The organism is Avibacterium sp. 20-126, assembly GCF_044358625.1.
Lineage (GTDB): Bacteria > Pseudomonadota > Gammaproteobacteria > Enterobacterales > Pasteurellaceae > Avibacterium.
Window position 1 is genome coordinate 585,191 of sequence record NZ_CP091457.1, and the last position, 16,623, is coordinate 601,813.

Sequence of the window (16,623 nt, forward strand, 5' to 3'; positions counted from 1 at the left end):
TTTTTATCTATGATATAGTATAACTGAGTATTTTCTATAGGTCTATATTCTATTATATAGCTTGATATAGCTTGCTTGATTTTTTACAATGAAAAAATAAGATAGTCAATTTTTTTAAGGTTAAATATATGGGATTTTCAAACAATAAAGAGAAAGTTGTTGCAGTTATTCTCGCTGGTGGAGTCGGTTCTCGTATGGGGTTAGGGTACCCTAAGCAATTTTCTAAGATAGCGGGGAAAACTGCACTAGAACATACAATTAATGTATTTCAACAACATTCAGAAATTGATGAAATAGTTATTGTTGCTGAACGTAATCATTATAGAAGAATTGAAGAATTAGTTACAAAAGTTGGATTTTCAAAAGTTAATAGAATTATATTTGGAGGAAAAGAACGCACTGATTCCACTTTGTCAGCTATTCAAGCTCTACAAGAAGAAGATGATAACTGTAAATTAATTATTCATGATTCAGTCCGTCCATTGTTATCAGCTGAAATTATCAGTAAGTGTATAGAGAAGTTAGACAGCTATGGTGCTGTGGATGTTGCTATTCCTGCAACAGATACTATTGTCCATGTCAATCCAGAAACTAAAGAAATTTTAGATATTCCGAAACGAAGTGAATATTACCAAGGACAAACTCCTCAAGCCTTTAGATTAGGTCTTTTAAAAGAGGCTTATAATATTTATCTACAATCAGATATTCAAGGGACTTGTGATTGCGGTATAGTGTTGAAAACAATACCTAGTGAAAGAATTGCAATTGTTGATGGATCAGAAACAAATATAAAATTAACTCGTCCTGTTGATCTTTTTATTGCGGATAAATTATTTCAGAGTCGAAGCCATTTTTCGTTAAGAAATATAACTTCCTTAGAAAGACTATATAATATGAAAAATAATGTGTTAGTTGTTGTTGGTGGAAGTTATGGTATAGGCGCAAACATTGTTCAAATTGCAAAAAAATTTGGTATAAAAACATATAGTTTAAGCCGTTCAAATGGAGTTAATGTAACAGATGTAGATGCTTTAAAAAAAGCATTTTCTGATATTTATCAAAAAGAAAAGCGTATTGACTATATTGTAAATACTGCTGCAATCTTAAATCATAAATCCTTATCATTAATGGATTATGAAGAAATTTCAAATAGCATCAATGTAAACTACATAGGAATGGTTAATGTTGCTGTAGCATCTTACCCTTATTTAAAAGAATCACATGGTTCATTACTAAGTTTCACATCTAGTTCTTATACGCGAGGAAGGGCATTTTATGCCATTTACTCTTCTACAAAAGCAGCAATAGTAAATTTAACTCAAGCACTATCGGAAGAATGGATGCCAGATAATATTAAAATTAACTGTATCAATCCAGAGCGAACTAAAACTCCGATGAGAACAAAAGCTTTTGGTATTGAACCAGAAGGAACTTTGCTTAATCCTAAAACTGTGGCATTTGCTTCATTAATGATATTAGAAAGTAAAGAGACTGGTAATATTATTGATGTTGTTTTAAACGATGAGCTGTATATTTCAGAACTATTAAAAGAATTAGAATATAATGAAAAATAAACCCTATTTTATTTACTTAGATAGTAAAATTGTTGGTACAGCAAAACAGATTATGACTTTTTTCGAGAATGGTATTTTCCCTAGGGAAAATACCACTCTTCTTATTAAAAAATATAAGCATAGATCAGCAAAAGTAATTTCTCATCTTTTTCAAAAGGCAAATGTTACACATCGTTTTGTAAAAGCGGCCGATCTTGATGCTTTACGAGAGGGTATTATTTTTTATCCATTTAATGCGCAATCTAATTGCCGTGCTGTTGCAAATCGAAATTTAATACATATATTTATCACTCATGGAGAAAGTAGCAAAATATCTTCAGTAAAACCGATTATTCGGATCTATGATTATGTAATGACAGCCGGAGATGCTGGAATTGATCGCTTTTTTAACCATAAAATATTTTTTCCTGCAGATTTAGAAAGATTAATTACAGGAGGGGATACATTCGTAGGTAAAACGGGACTATCTGATTCGTCAGATAATACTACACCTGTAATCTTTTATGCTCCAACTTGGGAAGGGGGGATTCCCCAAGAAAATTATTCAAGTTTATCTTATACGGAACTAGTTACGCGAGTGATTTTACAACTAAGTCAATGTTATCACACTGATCATATTGTAATTCGCTCTCATCCTAATACGGGTTATAGATTAGCGGAGTATAAAGAATTTCTACTACATCTTATTGAAAATTTACTTAAAGAATCTAAGAAATTGATTCTATTTAAACCGCACTTGAATTTTTCTTTACTTCAGACTTGGAAACTCAAAAGAAAAGGTGTGTGTTTAGTTGATACCTTGCAACACTTTAATGCTGTTTTTGGATTGTGTGATATATCAGCAGTTGAAACACAGCTATTAAATGAAAATATTCCCTATTATCTTTTTTGTTCGAAAAAACATAGCGAATATTTACTGAGTTTGAAATGTAACCAATACTATCAAAGAAACTTGATATATTTTCAAGAGCATTTCTCAAGGCCCCCATTTTCAATGGAAGGATTTTTCCAGCTAAAAGATTATATAATTGATAACTCATATTCGAAAATTCCACTTAATAAAAGAATAGTATCTATTTTAGAAAATTTATAAAAGGAAATATTATTATGAAACTTTGGCTATTTGGTACCTATGCTTGGCAAGGAAACCCTAAGGCTCTCTTTCTTTATATGAATCAGCATTGTAAAGAAACTCACGAATGTTGGTGGGTTGCTGATAATGAAGAAGATGCAAAAGAAATTAAAAAGAATACGGGAATTAACAATATTACTTTCTTAACCAGTGAAAAAAGCAAAAAGTTATTTTCCTCTGCAGATGTATATGTCACAGAAAATTTCAGAGAATCATATCCTGCGGAAATGAATGAAAATATCAAAATTTTTAATACTTGGCACGGTGTTGGTTTAAAGCATATTGAACTGGCACTAGGTATGAATTCGGTATTAGCTGATAGTATTGTTCGTAAATATATTAAAAACTATAACCTTTATAAAAATAATGTTCTGTTTCTTACCACATCTGAAACTATGGAAAACCATTTTCTAGAAGATACTGCCATTAGTAAAGAATTGATTATTCGTGGTCAATATCCACGCAATGAAGTATATAAAGCAGGCGGTATTCATACCTACGAATTGGACTCATTATTACCGAAGTCCGCAAACAAATATGACAATCTGATTTTATTTGCCCCAACTTACCGTATTGGTGCGGTTGAAGGTGTATTAGGTAGTCTATTGCCTGATTTTGCACAGCTAGAACAAATATGTATTCGTAATAATCATCTATTTATTGTAAAAGTTCATCCTTTTATGAAGAAAGATAATTACTTCATTGAAATGACCGAAAAATATCGTTGCAGTAATCATATTTTATTTTGGAATGATGATTATGATATCTATGAGGCTTTTTATGCTATTGATGTTGCAATTATTGACTATTCAAGTATTTTTTACGACTTACTTGATGCGGGCGTAGAAAAGTTTATCCGCTATGTACCTGATCTAGATAGCTATCAAAAGGATTTGGAGCTTATCGGTGATTATATGGACTTAACTGAAGGTGTAATTATTAAAAATTACCAAATCTTACTTCAACAGCTTAACAGCAGAAACATTCCTACGATTTCAGACGAGCGCAAAGCTTATTTACAAAAATATTTTTTTAGTTTTGTTGAAAAATACAATGCGATACCTAAACTTATTGCGACAGTAGATAATCACTCTCTTAACCCAGTACCTTTAAAACAGTTACATTCATTTGATATTTTTGACACACTGATTCGCCGCTCCACACTTAAGCCATTGAGCATTTTTGATTACGTCCGAGATCGTGCTAAAGCCTCAAACATTCAATTTCCGCTACAAATTATAGAAAACTGGGTAACTTTACGTAACAGAGCTGAACATGATGTTCGTGATATGATGCGTAAAACTGTATTTGAACGTAAAACAGATAAAATCGAAGTCACTCTAGATGATATCTATCGCCGTTTACAAAAAAATTTACAGCTAACTGATGTACAAACAAACTTTCTCAAACAAGCAGAAATTGACGCTGAAATTACCCATGTTGAGCCAATTAAACAACGCATCGACTATCTTTTCAGCTTAAAGCAAGAAGGCCATGATGTCATTATGGTCAGCGATATGTATCTACCAGAAAAAGTGATTCGAGTTATGCTTGATCGTGCAGATAGCCGTCTTAAAGAGATTCCTTTATATCTTTCATCAACAATCGGGCATCAAAAATCGACAGGCAAACTTTATCAACACATTTTCTTTGAAATTGGTTACCAATACAGCAAATGGACGCATTATGGTGATAACAAACACGCAGATGGCTCAGTACCACGCCGTTATGGTATTCAAACTGCAACGCACGATATAGACGATTTTATCCCATTTGAAAACGCTCTCGTGAATGCTATGGATAATCATAACCGTTATCCAGCCTATCGCTTGGCGACCAAAATGCATCGCTATCGTAGCGAACTGATTAAAAACATGGATAATTCTTTTCTAGAAACCAAGTATTACAACTATGCTTATGTTGGTTCTGCACTTGTCAGCTATATCAACTGGGTTGTTCGTGATGCCATTAAGCGCAAATATGAAACCCTATACTTTATTTCTCGAGACGGTCATTTTCTCAAACAGATTGCTGATAAAATCATTGCTACACAAAAATATAAACTTAAAACGAAATATATCTATGGCTCACGCAAAGCATGGCGTTTGCCTTCTTTTATCAATAAAGTTGATGATGAAACCTTTTGGCAGTTTGGAAATTTTGTTGGAATGGATAGTTTTGACGATCTTGTAAAAGCAAGCTATCTAAGTGAGGAAGAATTGCTTGAACTCTTTCCAGAATTTGAAAGCCTCAAAACCGCTAAGCATTTGCGGGGCTCTGTGGCAGAAAATATCCGCAAAATTTTGTCAGACTCTCAAAAATACCGCCAAAAAGTGTTGGATATTGCATGCGAGAAACGCAAAATTGTTCGTCGCTATCTTCAGCAAGAAATCAATCCAAATGAAAAATTTGCCTTTGTTGAATTTTGGGGAAGAGGCTACACGCAAGATACTTTCAGTCGTTTACTCAATGATGCTTTTGATAAAGAAATCACCAATCCATTTTATTATGTACGCAGTTTCACTGATGACATCGGTACATCAGTGCGTCACAACTTTATCTTAGCGCCTCAAAACTTTTCATTTTTTGAGCCTATTTTTGCTCAAACCCCATACGATAGTATCCCAGGCTATATTGAAATAAATGGTCGCATAGAACCTATTATCAATCATCGCGATAAAACTACAAGCGAATTAATTTCAGACGGTCTATTAAAATTTACTGAAGACTTTTTATCCCTAGATCTTGTTGATGAAGACTACTTCACCTCATCATTAGCACAATTTACCTATCAATATCAAATGAGTCGCAATGATGATCAATTTATCTGCGACGTATTTAGTGAGCTAAAAGACAACATTTCCAGCTTTGGTGTCGAGAAGGCTTATGCACCAACTCTTACACTTGAACAATTGCAAGGAATTGCATCTAAACAAGAGCTAGATAAATTAACTCAGTCTATTCAAATTTCTTTGGCTAAAAGTAATCAAAAAACCATTGATTATTATCAACGTATTCAGAAAAACTACAACTTACCCAAATTCAACGGCAAAGTGATAAAAAAAGCCTATGCTGTTAATCCACTAGAAACTTATGTTATCAGTGATAAACTGCCATTTACTGTAGAATCTATTCAAAATAACAGCTTTTACTTGGATGTTAATTTTAATGACACAAACAAGCGTAAAGATTTATATTTGAAAAAAGGTCATACTATAGAAATAGTAGCAATTGACTGGCTTAAAGGTGGCGTACCACGATTGCTTACTGAGTACGGCTATATTACTGCTCATAAAGATTGGGTGTGTAATATTGATGGCATTCACATAAACTCAGAACTCACTGTTGAACAGAAAAAAGCGCACAAAAAGACCGCACTTGCTAAAGGTGAAAATTCAATAGATTTCAGCAAATCAAGACATAGCAGCCGAAAAATGCGTAAATTGGCTCGTGATCCTTATACATTTTTTAAAGATGCAAAAAATCCTGCTGTATCAAAGCTAAAACATTTATTCAATGAACAACATTCTTTTGGCCGAACTATGAGTAGGTTTATTAGAAAAAACTTAAATCGCTCAACATAAGAACATTTTATTTTAAACAAGGAGTTATCATTATGATTGATAAAAAAGAAAACGCTATAGTATTTATTGTCAATAGTGACTATCGTTTTGCACTAGCTACTACATTGATTAACTTACAGAAAACTAATCCAAATATCTATGATGGAATTGTAGTTTATCATGATGATTTAACTGTTGATGATATGGTTCAATTAAAAAAAATTGAACCTAAAATTAAGTTCATAGAATATGCTTATGATACATGGGAAAAAGAGCATAAAAAACCAACAACTCCACTTTCTCAAAACTTTTTAAACCGTTATTCACATTTAGCTTGGTCTAAATACAAGGTAATTGAACAACTTAGAAATTATCACCGTGTTTTATATATTGATCTTGATATCGTGATTAGAGGAGATATTTCAGAGCTATTTAACATTAATGGGGTTGCTTGGCGTAATGGAGATTCTTTTCACAAAAAATTTGGTAGTCGCCAAAAAATTACAGACCATGCAGAAACTAAAAGGATTCCTGTAGAACATTCCTCTCCTAATGGAGGGCTTTTCTATATTTCAGGTGTAGGAAATTGGGAAAAATATATTGAAGATGGTCGTAATTTCTTATTAAAGTTTATGGATTTCTATGATGCAGGTATAGATGAATTAGTTTTAGCATGGATTGTTTTTAAGAATAAACTACCTCTGACCTCTTTAGATTATAAAAAATACAATACTTTCCCACAGTTACATAATTCTGATACTCGTATTATCCATTTTATGGGGAAAGATAAGCCTTGGAATAGTGAGTTGATGCAAGCTATTTTTCCTGGATGGATGAAATATTACAAAGAAACAGTAAAACTTGTAGAATTTCCAGATGATCTAGTTATCGAATTTAATAATCCCGGAGCATTTGTTAAGAAAAAATTAAATGAACAACGCTGGCTAAGCTTTTTACGAGAATCAAACTTTCAAATTCCGAAAGAATTAAGATTAAATTATGTGTTTGAAAATGAATGGTTAATTATGCACCATTCGAAAAGTATTTACTATGAACTAAAATTTGATCAATACTCTGGAGGTTTTTTAGTTGGTTTATGGATCAAAGATAGAAACTTGTTGGAAGATAAATGGGTAAAACAATCTCTTAAAGATTTAAATACGCGTAATAGTAAAGTATTTAAAAATTTAGAGGATCATCGAGGATTATATATTTATTCAGAGAAACGTAGTACAGAAAATGTACCTGCTATGTTTGATTATTTCTATAATAACACAATTAAATTTATACCAACTCAGTCATAAAATTTTATACTCTAATATATTCAATTAACTTAAAAGGCTATTACGATGTTAACATCAATCAAAAAAGCTGTTTTCCCAGTAGCTGGCATGGGAACTCGTTTCTTACCCGCAACTAAAGCCAGCGCAAAAGAAATGCTGCCAATAGTGGATAAGCCATTAATTCAATATGCTGCTGAAGAAGCTGTGGCAGCAGGCTGTACAGAATTAATCTTCGTTACCGGACGTAATAAACGCGCAATTGAAGATCATTTCGACAAAGCTTATGAACTAGAAACCGAATTGGAAATGCGTGAAAAGCATAAATTGCTAGGCTATGTGAAAAATATTCTACCAGACCATGTAAGCTGTATTTTTATTCGCCAAGCCGAAGCCTTGGGGTTGGGGCATGCTGTATTATGCGCTCGCCCTGCTGTAGGAAATGAACCATTTGCCGTCATTTTAGCAGATGACTTAATTGATGCTCCACAAGGAGCACTCAAACAAATGGTCGATATTTATAATCAAAGCGGTAACAGTGTATTAGGTGTAGAAACAGTTGACCCCACACAAACTGGCTCATATGGCATTGTTGAAGTAGAGCAGCTCAAAAATTATCAACGAATTACAAATATTGTAGAAAAGCCAAAACCAGAAGAAGCACCATCAAATCTTGCCGTGGTCGGTCGTTACATTCTTACACCGCGCATTTTTGATTTGCTCACAGACTTGCCTCGTGGCGCTGGCGGTGAAATTCAACTTACCGATGGCATTGCCCGCCTGCTTGATCATGAGTTTGTCTTAGCACATGCTTTCGAAGGCAAACGTTATGATTGCGGCAGTAAACTAGGCTACCTAGAAGCAACGGTTGCTTATGGATTAAAACATCCCGAATTAAGAGATGATTTTAAAGAATTACTGAAACAGTTTGTATAAATATTGAGTTGCATATATTTTAAAACAGCAGATAAGCTACCAATTGATTTAAATAAAAAGATAGCAACCATTATTTTATAGATAACTATGATCCCAATTATCTTTTCCTCTGGAATAAAAAAAATCCCGAACCTATCCAATTTTCTAAAGGATAGCTCAACATTTTCTTTTGAGAATTCGGTGATAGGTTGGGGATTTCGCCCAACGGCAAACAAGGCGCGCAATTATGCTGTAAAGCATAATCTTCGCTATATTGCACTTGAAGACGGCTTTCTCCGTTCTATCGGATTAGGAGTTAAAGGATACCCACCATTTTCTTTGGTTGTGGATGATGTGGGTATTTACTATGCGGCAGAAAAACCTTCACGGCTGGAAAAGTTAATTGCTGATTGCAACTTAAATGATGAGCAAGTCGAGCAGTCTCATCAAGCAATGGCATTGATTCGTGAATGGCAATTATCCAAATATAATCACGCACCTTGTGAGCCAATAGCTACAAAACATAAAAATCACATTGTATTAGTTATTGATCAAACATTTGGTGATATGGCGGTGCAATATGGTTTGGCTGATGGGAATAGTTTCCGTCAGATGTTGCAATCAGCTTTACAAGAAAACCCCTGTGCTGAGATTTGGGTGAAAACCCATCCTGATGTGATTGCAGGAAAGAAACGTGGATATCTAACTGATTTATTAGATCAACCGCGTGTGAGAATTATTAGCCAAGATATCAATCCACCAACCTTGTTATCGCAGGTAGATAAAGTGTATTGCGTTACATCGCAAATGGGATTTGAAGCATTACTACAAGGCAAAGAAGTCGTAACCTTTGGTGTGCCTTGGTTTGCCGGCTGGGGATTAACCGATGATCGACACCCTTTTGTTGCTGAACTGATCACACAACAACGCCGCAACTCGCGTGCGTTAAATGAAGTGTTTTATGCCGCTTATTTTCAGTATAGCCGCTATATTAATCCGTTTACGGGTGAAACTGGCGATATTTTTGATGTCATTCATTATCTAAGTTGGGTTAAGCATTGGCAATCTGTATTAGTAGGCGATTTTTATTGTATTGGACTTTCTTTGTGGAAAAAAACGGTATTAAAACCTTTTTTTCACTTGCCAAATTGTCAATTGCATTTCGTCCGTTCGTTTTCTAAATTTAAGAAAATCCCGCTGGGTGAAAATGCTAAATTATTGTTATGGGGACAAGGTAAAGATGAATTTATTACCTACGCTGAACAAAATAATATTCCAATTTGGCGAATGGAAGATGGCTTTATTCGTTCCGTTGGACTGGGTTCTAACCTTGTTGCACCACTTTCTTTAGTGGTGGATCCTTTGGGGATTTATTTTAATCCGCAACAACCTTCGCAATTAGAATATATTTTGCAAAATGCAGATTTTTCAGAAAAAGATGAATATGTAGCACGAGAAATACAGCAACAATTAATCCAAGCGAATATCGGCAAATATAATGTAGGTTCTGCGGGATTTGTCCGTCCAAACAGTAGTAAAAAACTTATTTTAGTGCCGGGGCAAGTAGAAGATGATGCCTCTATTCGTTTTGGTTCACCAAAATGTCAATCAAACCTCACCTTATTACAACAGGTTAGAAAAGCTCATTCTGATGCTTATATTATTTATAAACCACATCCAGATGTATTAAGTGGAAACCGAAAAGGTAATGTAGCACAAGAGCAAGCATTAATTTACGCTGATCAAATTGTTACTGATGCGAATATTTTAGATTGTATTCAAGCGGTCGATGAAGTACATACAATGACGTCCTTAGCCGGTTTTGAAGCGCTATTGCGGGGTAAAACGGTATATTGTTACGGTTCACCTTTTTATGCCCATTGGGGATTAACCATTGATGCTTATACGTTACCGCGCAGAAAAAGAAAATTAACATTAACGCAGTTAATCGCTGGAACTCTGTTATACTATCCACTTTACCTTAACCCTAATACAATGCAATTAACCAATGCAAGCACCGCAGTTAAGATATTGTTTGAACAAAAAAATCAATTGAAAGATACGGGCTTATATAAGAGTTGGTTAAGCAAAAAAATAGGGAAATATTGTTACTTTTTACGCACATTTTGGCTGAAATAGCTATTTTATACCTAAGGGAACACAATGGTTGTAAATAATTTAAACGAATTAGTGGTAAGCTCAAAACGGATTTTATTATTACAAGGACCTGTTGGACATTTTTTTAAAGAGTTTGCTGATTGGTTATCGGAAATACAGCAAAAAACAGTATATAAATTAAATTTTAATGCAGGGGATAAATTCTTTTTTTCCACCGCACTTAAAAATCAATTTATTTTTGACTATAACAACACATTAGAGCACTTTGATGCATTTTTATTGCAGTTTTGCAAAGAGCATAACATTGATACAATAGTGTGTTTTGGAGATAATCGCCGTTACCATCGTATCGCAAAGGCAGTAACTAAAAAATTAGGATGTGCCTTTTGGGTGTTTGAAGAAGGGTATTTTCGTCCACATTATGTTACCTTAGAAAAAGAAGGCGTAAATGCCTATTCATCATTGCCACGAGATAAACAATTCTTTTTACAACAAGTTAAAGATTTATCCCAAAATCCTCAACCTATTCCTGTTGCAAACGGGTTTTTCCCAATGGCGAAACTTGCTACAAAATATTATGTTGTCGCAAGAAATAAAGCAAACTACTTCCCTCACTATAAACACCATCGTATTTATAATCTTAATTATTATATAAAGTTATGGCTTATTTCAGGAATAAAGCATATTTATTATTCTACAAAAGAAAAATTTTTTATCCGTAAAATTGACCAAAATAAATTAGGTGATTTTTATATTTTACCGCTGCAAGTGTATGATGATAGCCAAGTAAAAGTACATTGTGATTTTGAAAGTGTGGAGCAGTTTTTAATTTACGTATTAGATTCTTTTGTAAAGCACGCCCCTCATTCACTCACGTTGATTGTAAAACATCATCCGATGGATAGAGGATTTATCAGTTATAAGCATATTATTGCACGTTACCTCTCTGAATACCCCGAATTAAAAGAGCGGTTGTTTTATGTCTATGATATTCCAATGCCCGTGTTACTTCGCCACGGGAAAGGTATGGTAACACTCAACAGCACAAGTGGTTTATCAGCGTTAATCCATAATATGCCCGTGCTTACACTCGGACGTGCTCATTACGACATTCCTGATATCACTTATCAAGGGACATTGGAAGAATTTTGGCATAATCCGCAAAAACCTGATGCAGAGGCATTCCGAGCTTATCATCTTTACCATTTACATAAAACCCAACTTAACGGCAGCTTTTACAATAAAGTTATCTTGCCTGAAGAAAAAATTGGTGGATAGCTATATGAGGCTATCAAAGTTGACGGGAAGGAAGTTAAATATTCTTTCTCTTTTAATCGTACATTGTATGATATATAATTTTATTGTTATAGCCCCTAAGTAAAATTTGATATGTATACAATTATTGAGCAAGAAAGCTTTAAGAAAAAAGCAGATCAGCTATGGAATGAAGAAGAAAGATCGATATTTTTTACTTTTATCGCTAACAATCCATTAGCTGGTGATGTTATTCCTAATGCTAACGGTTTACGCAAAATACGTTGGCGTATTTTAGGAAGAGGTAAGCGAGGAGGATTAAGAGTAATTTATTTTAACCTCTTAAATGATGGTATCATTGTTATGCTTGATATGTATGCTAAGAATACAAAGGAAAATGTTTCTCAAGCTGAATTAGGCAAATTAAAGCGAGGAAGAAAATGAGTGATATTCAAGAAAAAATTGCGTTTGCAACAAAAGGTTGGAATGTTGATGAAATTGTAAATGCGGTCATTGCTGATGACCCAGAAGCTGTGGTAATTAAGGATAGTTTAACGGACGCATTGGAGCAGACTCAGAAAGGCTATATAGCGAGAGAGAGAAAAATAAACTTATCTTCCATTGTTGAAACCCGAATAAAATCAGGACTTACACAAGATAAATTTGCTAATACATTAGGTATTTCAGTAAATACATTGCGATCTTGGGAGCAAGGTGTACGCAAACCTAGTGGTGCTGCAGCAACATTGCTTCGATTACTAGAAAAACGACCTGAATTAGTCGCTGAATTAAGTTTTTAATTGAATAAAAATCTTATAAAAAACCACCGCACTTTAGAAAGTGCGGTGGGTTTTTTACAAATTTTATCCCCTTGGGTGATATCTTTCGTGTAAGTGTTTTAAACGTTCTTTGGCAACGTGGGTGTAGATTTGTGTTGTGGAGAGATCGCTGTGGCCTAATAGCATTTGTACGACACGCAGATCGGCACCGTGATTAACTAAGTGGGTGGCGAAAGCGTGGCGTAAAACGTGTGGGGAGAGGGCTTGGCTGTCGATATTCGCTAAAATCGCATAATGTTTAATTCGATGCCAGAATGTTTGCCTTGTCATTTGTGTACCACGTCGGCTAGGGAATAACACATCTGAGCGTAATCCATCAAGTAATGCCATTCTGCCATAAAGGATAAATTGTTTTACCCAATAGGTTGCTTCTTCGCCGATGGGGACAATGCGTTCCTTGTTACCTTTACCAATAACACGCACAACGCCTTGTTGTACGCTGATGTTATCAAGGGTCAGTGAAACCAGCTCAGTAACCCGTAAGCCTGTGGCATAAAGCAATTCTAACATCGCTTTATCGCGTAATTCTAAGGGGACTTCCACACAAGGGGTGTTAAGTAAATCCGTAACCTGTTGTTCCGTTAAGTATTTGGGTAATCGGCTCGGTAATTTTGGTGAAGTTAAGAGGACACTTGGATCGTCCGCACGGTATTTTTCTCGATATAAATATTGAAAGAATTTTCGCAATGCACTCAATAATCTTGCGGTGCTTGTGGCTTTGTAACCCGCCTCCAATCGCTCTCCAAGAAAACCTTGTAAATCAATGGCGTCTAAGCTTTCAAAGGTGAGATTTTGTTTTTCCAGCCAATTTGCTACCGCATTAAGATCTAAGCGGTAGGATTGAATGGTATTCTCTGAAAGTCCTTTCTCTAGCCATTGTTCGTTAAGAAAAAGATCGATTAATGCACTGTCTTTCATTACGAATCCTATTCTACTCTTCGCACTAAAAAGGCTTCCACTTTACGTGGAATAATGGGTAGGGCAAGTAAGGCAAAAATCATCATTGAAGTAAAGGCCATTTGTGGCGAAATCGGGTATAACACGCCAGCCAACGCGGTGAGCAAGGCAATCACCGCCGAACCTGAAATACCATTATAAAGCCCTTGTAATTTAGCCATCGTATTTTGTGGCTGTGTGGTGATGTAACGCACCATAGCATAATGTCCGAGCGCATAGGTTAAGCTGTGCAATAATTGCACTAAGGCAATTAACCAAAGGCTTGTTGCATTGCCTAACACGCCCCAACGCACCACGCAGGCGATAGCGGCGCAGTAAAACAGTGTACTGACTTTCCAGAAACGGAATAATTTGGTCGAAAAGAAAAAGAGCAAAATTTCTGCGACGACACTTAAGCCCCACAGCAAACTGGTTGTTTGCACAGAAATGCCGATACTTTGCCAATACAGCACGCTATACGCATAATAAGCCGCGTGTGATCCTTGAATGAGCGAAATGGCAATAATTAAACGTAGTGTGCATTTATTCTTTAATAATTGCAAAAATCCAATGGAATTTTCCACCGCACTTGCTTGGGTATCTTGTGGCAAAATCTTAGGCGTTGGCATTTGCATTATGGCATAAAGGGCTAAAAGTGCGGTTAAAATCCATACCGTAGAATGTTCACCAATAAAGCCAATGAGATTACCAAACAATGTTACGCCTACGACAAAGGCGGCTGAGCCGATCAATCGTGCTTTGCCATAATCTAGATTGATTTGCTGTTGCCAAGTGGTTGCAAGGGTATCACTTAATGGCATTCCCGCCGCATTAATCATTGCAAATAAGGCAATGCCAAGGCAGAGCAAAGGGAAACTTTCCGCCACAAAGCTTATATAAAGCATTACGCCACAACTTGCCCAAGCGAGATAACGTAAAGCATTGAGCAAATGTCCTGCTTTTTTTATCATTGCAGAAAAGCCGATCCCGCCTAAAAAGCGGAAGACATAAGAGCTGGCAATAATAAAGCCAATAATTTCCTCGTTGTAAGATTGAGATTTTAACCACGCAGGAAAAAATGGCACAAACACGCCATAGGCACAGTAATAGCCAAAAAAGCTCAAGGCTAACCAATTAAAAGGGCTAATTTTCATTAAAATAATTTTTCCATTTCTTGTGAGCGTTGCACGCACGCTTCGATGGCTTGTTGCACCGTGTGCGATAATTGCTGTTGCTGGAAGACATTTAGTGCCGCTGCCGTTGTGCCACCTTTTGAGGTAACATTTTCCCGTAAGGTCGAAATTGCCATATCAGGCTGTTGTTGCACCATTTTTGCTGCACCCAATGCCGATTGTTGTATCAATAGGCGAGCGGTTTGTGCCTCTAACCCTAAGTTTTTTAAGGCGTGTTCCATTGCTTCCATAAACAGAAAAAAATAAGCGGGGCTACTCCCAGAACCTGCGGTAACAAGATGCATTTGTGCTTCATTTTCTACCCAGCAAGATTTCCCCACTGCATTCATCAGATCTTGAGCAAAGGTTTTGAAAGGGGTAGGAACGTTCTTGTCTGCAAATAAGCCTGCCATTCCTTCAGAAACGAGTGCCGGCGTATTCGGCATTACACGAATAATATGCTGTGCAGAAGGTAAAAGTGCGGTCAGTTTTTGCACGGAAATCGCTGCCGCAATAGAAATCACTAATTTTTCGCCAAAATCCACCGCACTTAAGGGTTGGCACACTTCCGCAAGGGCTTGTGGTTTCACGGCTAGCACCACGACTTCCGCATTTTGTATGGCTTGTAGATTATTTTGCGAAATATTGACTTGGCGCTCAGCAAACAATGCCAGTTTATCTGCGTTAGGATCGCTCACGGTAATTTTATCCGCAGGATAGCCATTTTTCAGTAAACCAAACACAATTGCTTGTGCCATATTTCCGCCACCGATAAATGTAATCAATTTCTGTTGCATATTTTTGCCTTAGATCAGTTACAATAAGTTTTTATCTGCTCATTTTACCTGAATAAGTAAGGAATGCCTATGTGGTTTAAGAACGTTATGACCTATCGTTTAACAAAAGAATTAGATTGGTCAGCTGAATATTTACAAGCCCAGCTTGCGCAATGTGAGTTTCATCCTTGTGGACAGGGAGATATGCAAAAGTTTGGTTGGATTTCTCCATTAAAAACCAGTGAATTGTTGCATTTCTCTGTGGGAAAACAGATTTTATTCGTTGCACGTAAAGAAGAAAAAATGCTCCCAGCGCAAGTGATAAAACGGGAATTAGCGCAACGTATAAATGAACTTGAGCAAAAAGAAAATCGCAAATTAAAGAAAGTAGAAAAGCAAGCGCTAAAAGATGATGTGGTGGCAATGTTGCTGCCGCGTGCTTTTAGCAAGTATCAGGAAACGGCGATTTGGGTGGATAGTGAAAATCAGCTAATTTATGTCGATGCTGCCTCCAGCAAAAGAGCAGAAGATGCCTTAGCTTTATTGCGAAAATCTCTCGGTTCTTTGCCTGTTGTGCCACTTGCTTTTGCTTATGAGCCAAGTGCAGTAATGAGTAAATGGGTGAGCGAGGAAGATACGCCAGAATGGTTAATTCCTTTAGAAGATGCAGAATTACGGGGCGATCAAGATAACGCTATTATTCGTTGCAAACAACAAGCATTAGATGCGCAGGAAATTTTGTTGCTTTTGCAATCAGGTAAAGTGATTACAAAGCTGGCTTTAGAATGGGAGGCGCATCTTATGTTTGTACTCAATGAAGATGGCACCTTAAAACGTTTGAAGTTTGCCGATGAAGTGCGGGAAAAAAATGACGATATTTTGAAAGAAGATGTCGCACAACGTTTTGACGCTGATTTTGTATTAATGACCGGCATTTTAGCCAAGCTGACAGAAAATCTACTTGATGAGTTTGGTGGTGAAAAAGAGCGGTTGTAATTTTATTCTTTTTTGTAATGGATAAAAGCAAAATGGCGGAACATCAGATTCCGCCATTTTTTTCTTTT

13 protein-coding genes are annotated in these 16,623 nt (G+C 35.9%); 10 read left to right on the forward strand and 3 right to left on the reverse strand.

Annotation, left to right across the window (positions count from 1 at the left end):
- Positions 1-128: 128 nt before the first annotated feature.
- The 9 genes from L4F91_RS02840 (at position 129) to L4F91_RS02880 (ending at position 12,636) form a co-directional block, all read left to right on the forward strand.
- Positions 129-1,574: a bifunctional cytidylyltransferase/SDR family oxidoreductase gene (locus L4F91_RS02840; protein ID WP_395897148.1), complete on the forward strand. Its 1,446-nt coding sequence runs from the start codon at positions 129-131 to the stop codon at positions 1,572-1,574.
- A complete protein-coding gene (locus L4F91_RS02845) occupies positions 1,564-2,667 on the forward strand; it encodes a CDP-glycerol glycerophosphotransferase (protein ID WP_395897150.1) in 1,104 nt (367 codons plus the stop codon). The genes L4F91_RS02840 and L4F91_RS02845 overlap by 11 nt, the downstream gene beginning before the upstream one ends.
- A 14-nt stretch (positions 2,668-2,681) precedes the next feature.
- Positions 2,682-6,290, forward strand: a complete 3,609-nt coding sequence (locus L4F91_RS02850; protein WP_395897152.1) for a CDP-glycerol glycerophosphotransferase family protein — start codon at positions 2,682-2,684, stop codon at positions 6,288-6,290.
- Between the two features lie 32 nt (positions 6,291-6,322).
- A complete protein-coding gene (locus L4F91_RS02855; protein WP_395897154.1) occupies positions 6,323-7,573 on the forward strand; it encodes a glycosyltransferase in 1,251 nt (416 codons plus the stop codon).
- Positions 7,574-7,618: 45 nt separating this feature from the next.
- Positions 7,619-8,485 carry a UTP--glucose-1-phosphate uridylyltransferase GalU gene (gene galU / locus L4F91_RS02860; protein WP_395897156.1) on the forward strand — a complete coding sequence of 289 codons (867 nt, stop codon included), beginning with the start codon at positions 7,619-7,621 and terminating at the stop codon, positions 8,483-8,485.
- 87 nt (positions 8,486-8,572) lie between these two features.
- Positions 8,573-10,603 carry a capsular polysaccharide biosynthesis protein gene (locus L4F91_RS02865; protein WP_395897158.1) on the forward strand — a complete coding sequence of 677 codons (2,031 nt, stop codon included), beginning with the start codon at positions 8,573-8,575 and terminating at the stop codon, positions 10,601-10,603.
- A gap of 24 nt (positions 10,604-10,627) precedes the next feature.
- Entirely contained in the window at positions 10,628-11,860 is a 1,233-nt protein-coding gene (locus tag L4F91_RS02870; protein WP_395897160.1) for a capsule biosynthesis protein, read from the forward strand.
- A 111-nt stretch (positions 11,861-11,971) separates the two neighbouring features.
- Positions 11,972-12,280 (forward strand): DNA-binding protein, encoded by a 309-nt coding sequence (locus tag L4F91_RS02875; RefSeq protein ID WP_395897163.1) that lies wholly within the window; start codon positions 11,972-11,974, stop codon positions 12,278-12,280.
- Positions 12,277-12,636 (forward strand): helix-turn-helix domain-containing protein, encoded by a 360-nt coding sequence (locus L4F91_RS02880; protein ID WP_395897165.1) that lies wholly within the window; start codon positions 12,277-12,279, stop codon positions 12,634-12,636. Before L4F91_RS02875 ends, L4F91_RS02880 begins: the two co-directional genes overlap by 4 nt.
- A gap of 63 nt (positions 12,637-12,699) precedes the next feature.
- Here L4F91_RS02880 and xerD read toward each other — a convergent pair whose 3' ends face one another.
- Genes xerD through proC form a run of 3 tightly spaced genes read right to left on the reverse strand, consistent with a single transcriptional unit; the run spans position 12,700 to position 15,580 of the window.
- Positions 12,700-13,593, reverse strand: a complete 894-nt coding sequence (gene xerD / locus L4F91_RS02885) for a site-specific tyrosine recombinase XerD (protein ID WP_395897167.1) — start codon at positions 13,591-13,593, stop codon at positions 12,700-12,702.
- Between the two features lie 8 nt (positions 13,594-13,601).
- The gene (locus L4F91_RS02890) at positions 13,602-14,765 is read right to left on the reverse strand and encodes a 3-phenylpropionate MFS transporter (protein ID WP_395897169.1); all 1,164 of its coding nucleotides are present in this window, start codon (positions 14,763-14,765) and stop codon (positions 13,602-13,604) included.
- A complete protein-coding gene (proC, locus tag L4F91_RS02895; protein WP_395897171.1) occupies positions 14,765-15,580 on the reverse strand; it encodes a pyrroline-5-carboxylate reductase in 816 nt (271 codons plus the stop codon). The genes L4F91_RS02890 and proC overlap by 1 nt, the downstream gene beginning before the upstream one ends.
- Positions 15,581-15,649: 69 nt before the next feature.
- Here proC and rdgC point away from each other — a divergent pair, with 69 nt between their 5' ends.
- The gene (gene rdgC / locus L4F91_RS02900) at positions 15,650-16,555 is read left to right on the forward strand and encodes a recombination-associated protein RdgC (protein WP_395897173.1); all 906 of its coding nucleotides are present in this window, start codon (positions 15,650-15,652) and stop codon (positions 16,553-16,555) included.
- Positions 16,556-16,623: the final 68 nt, after the last annotated feature.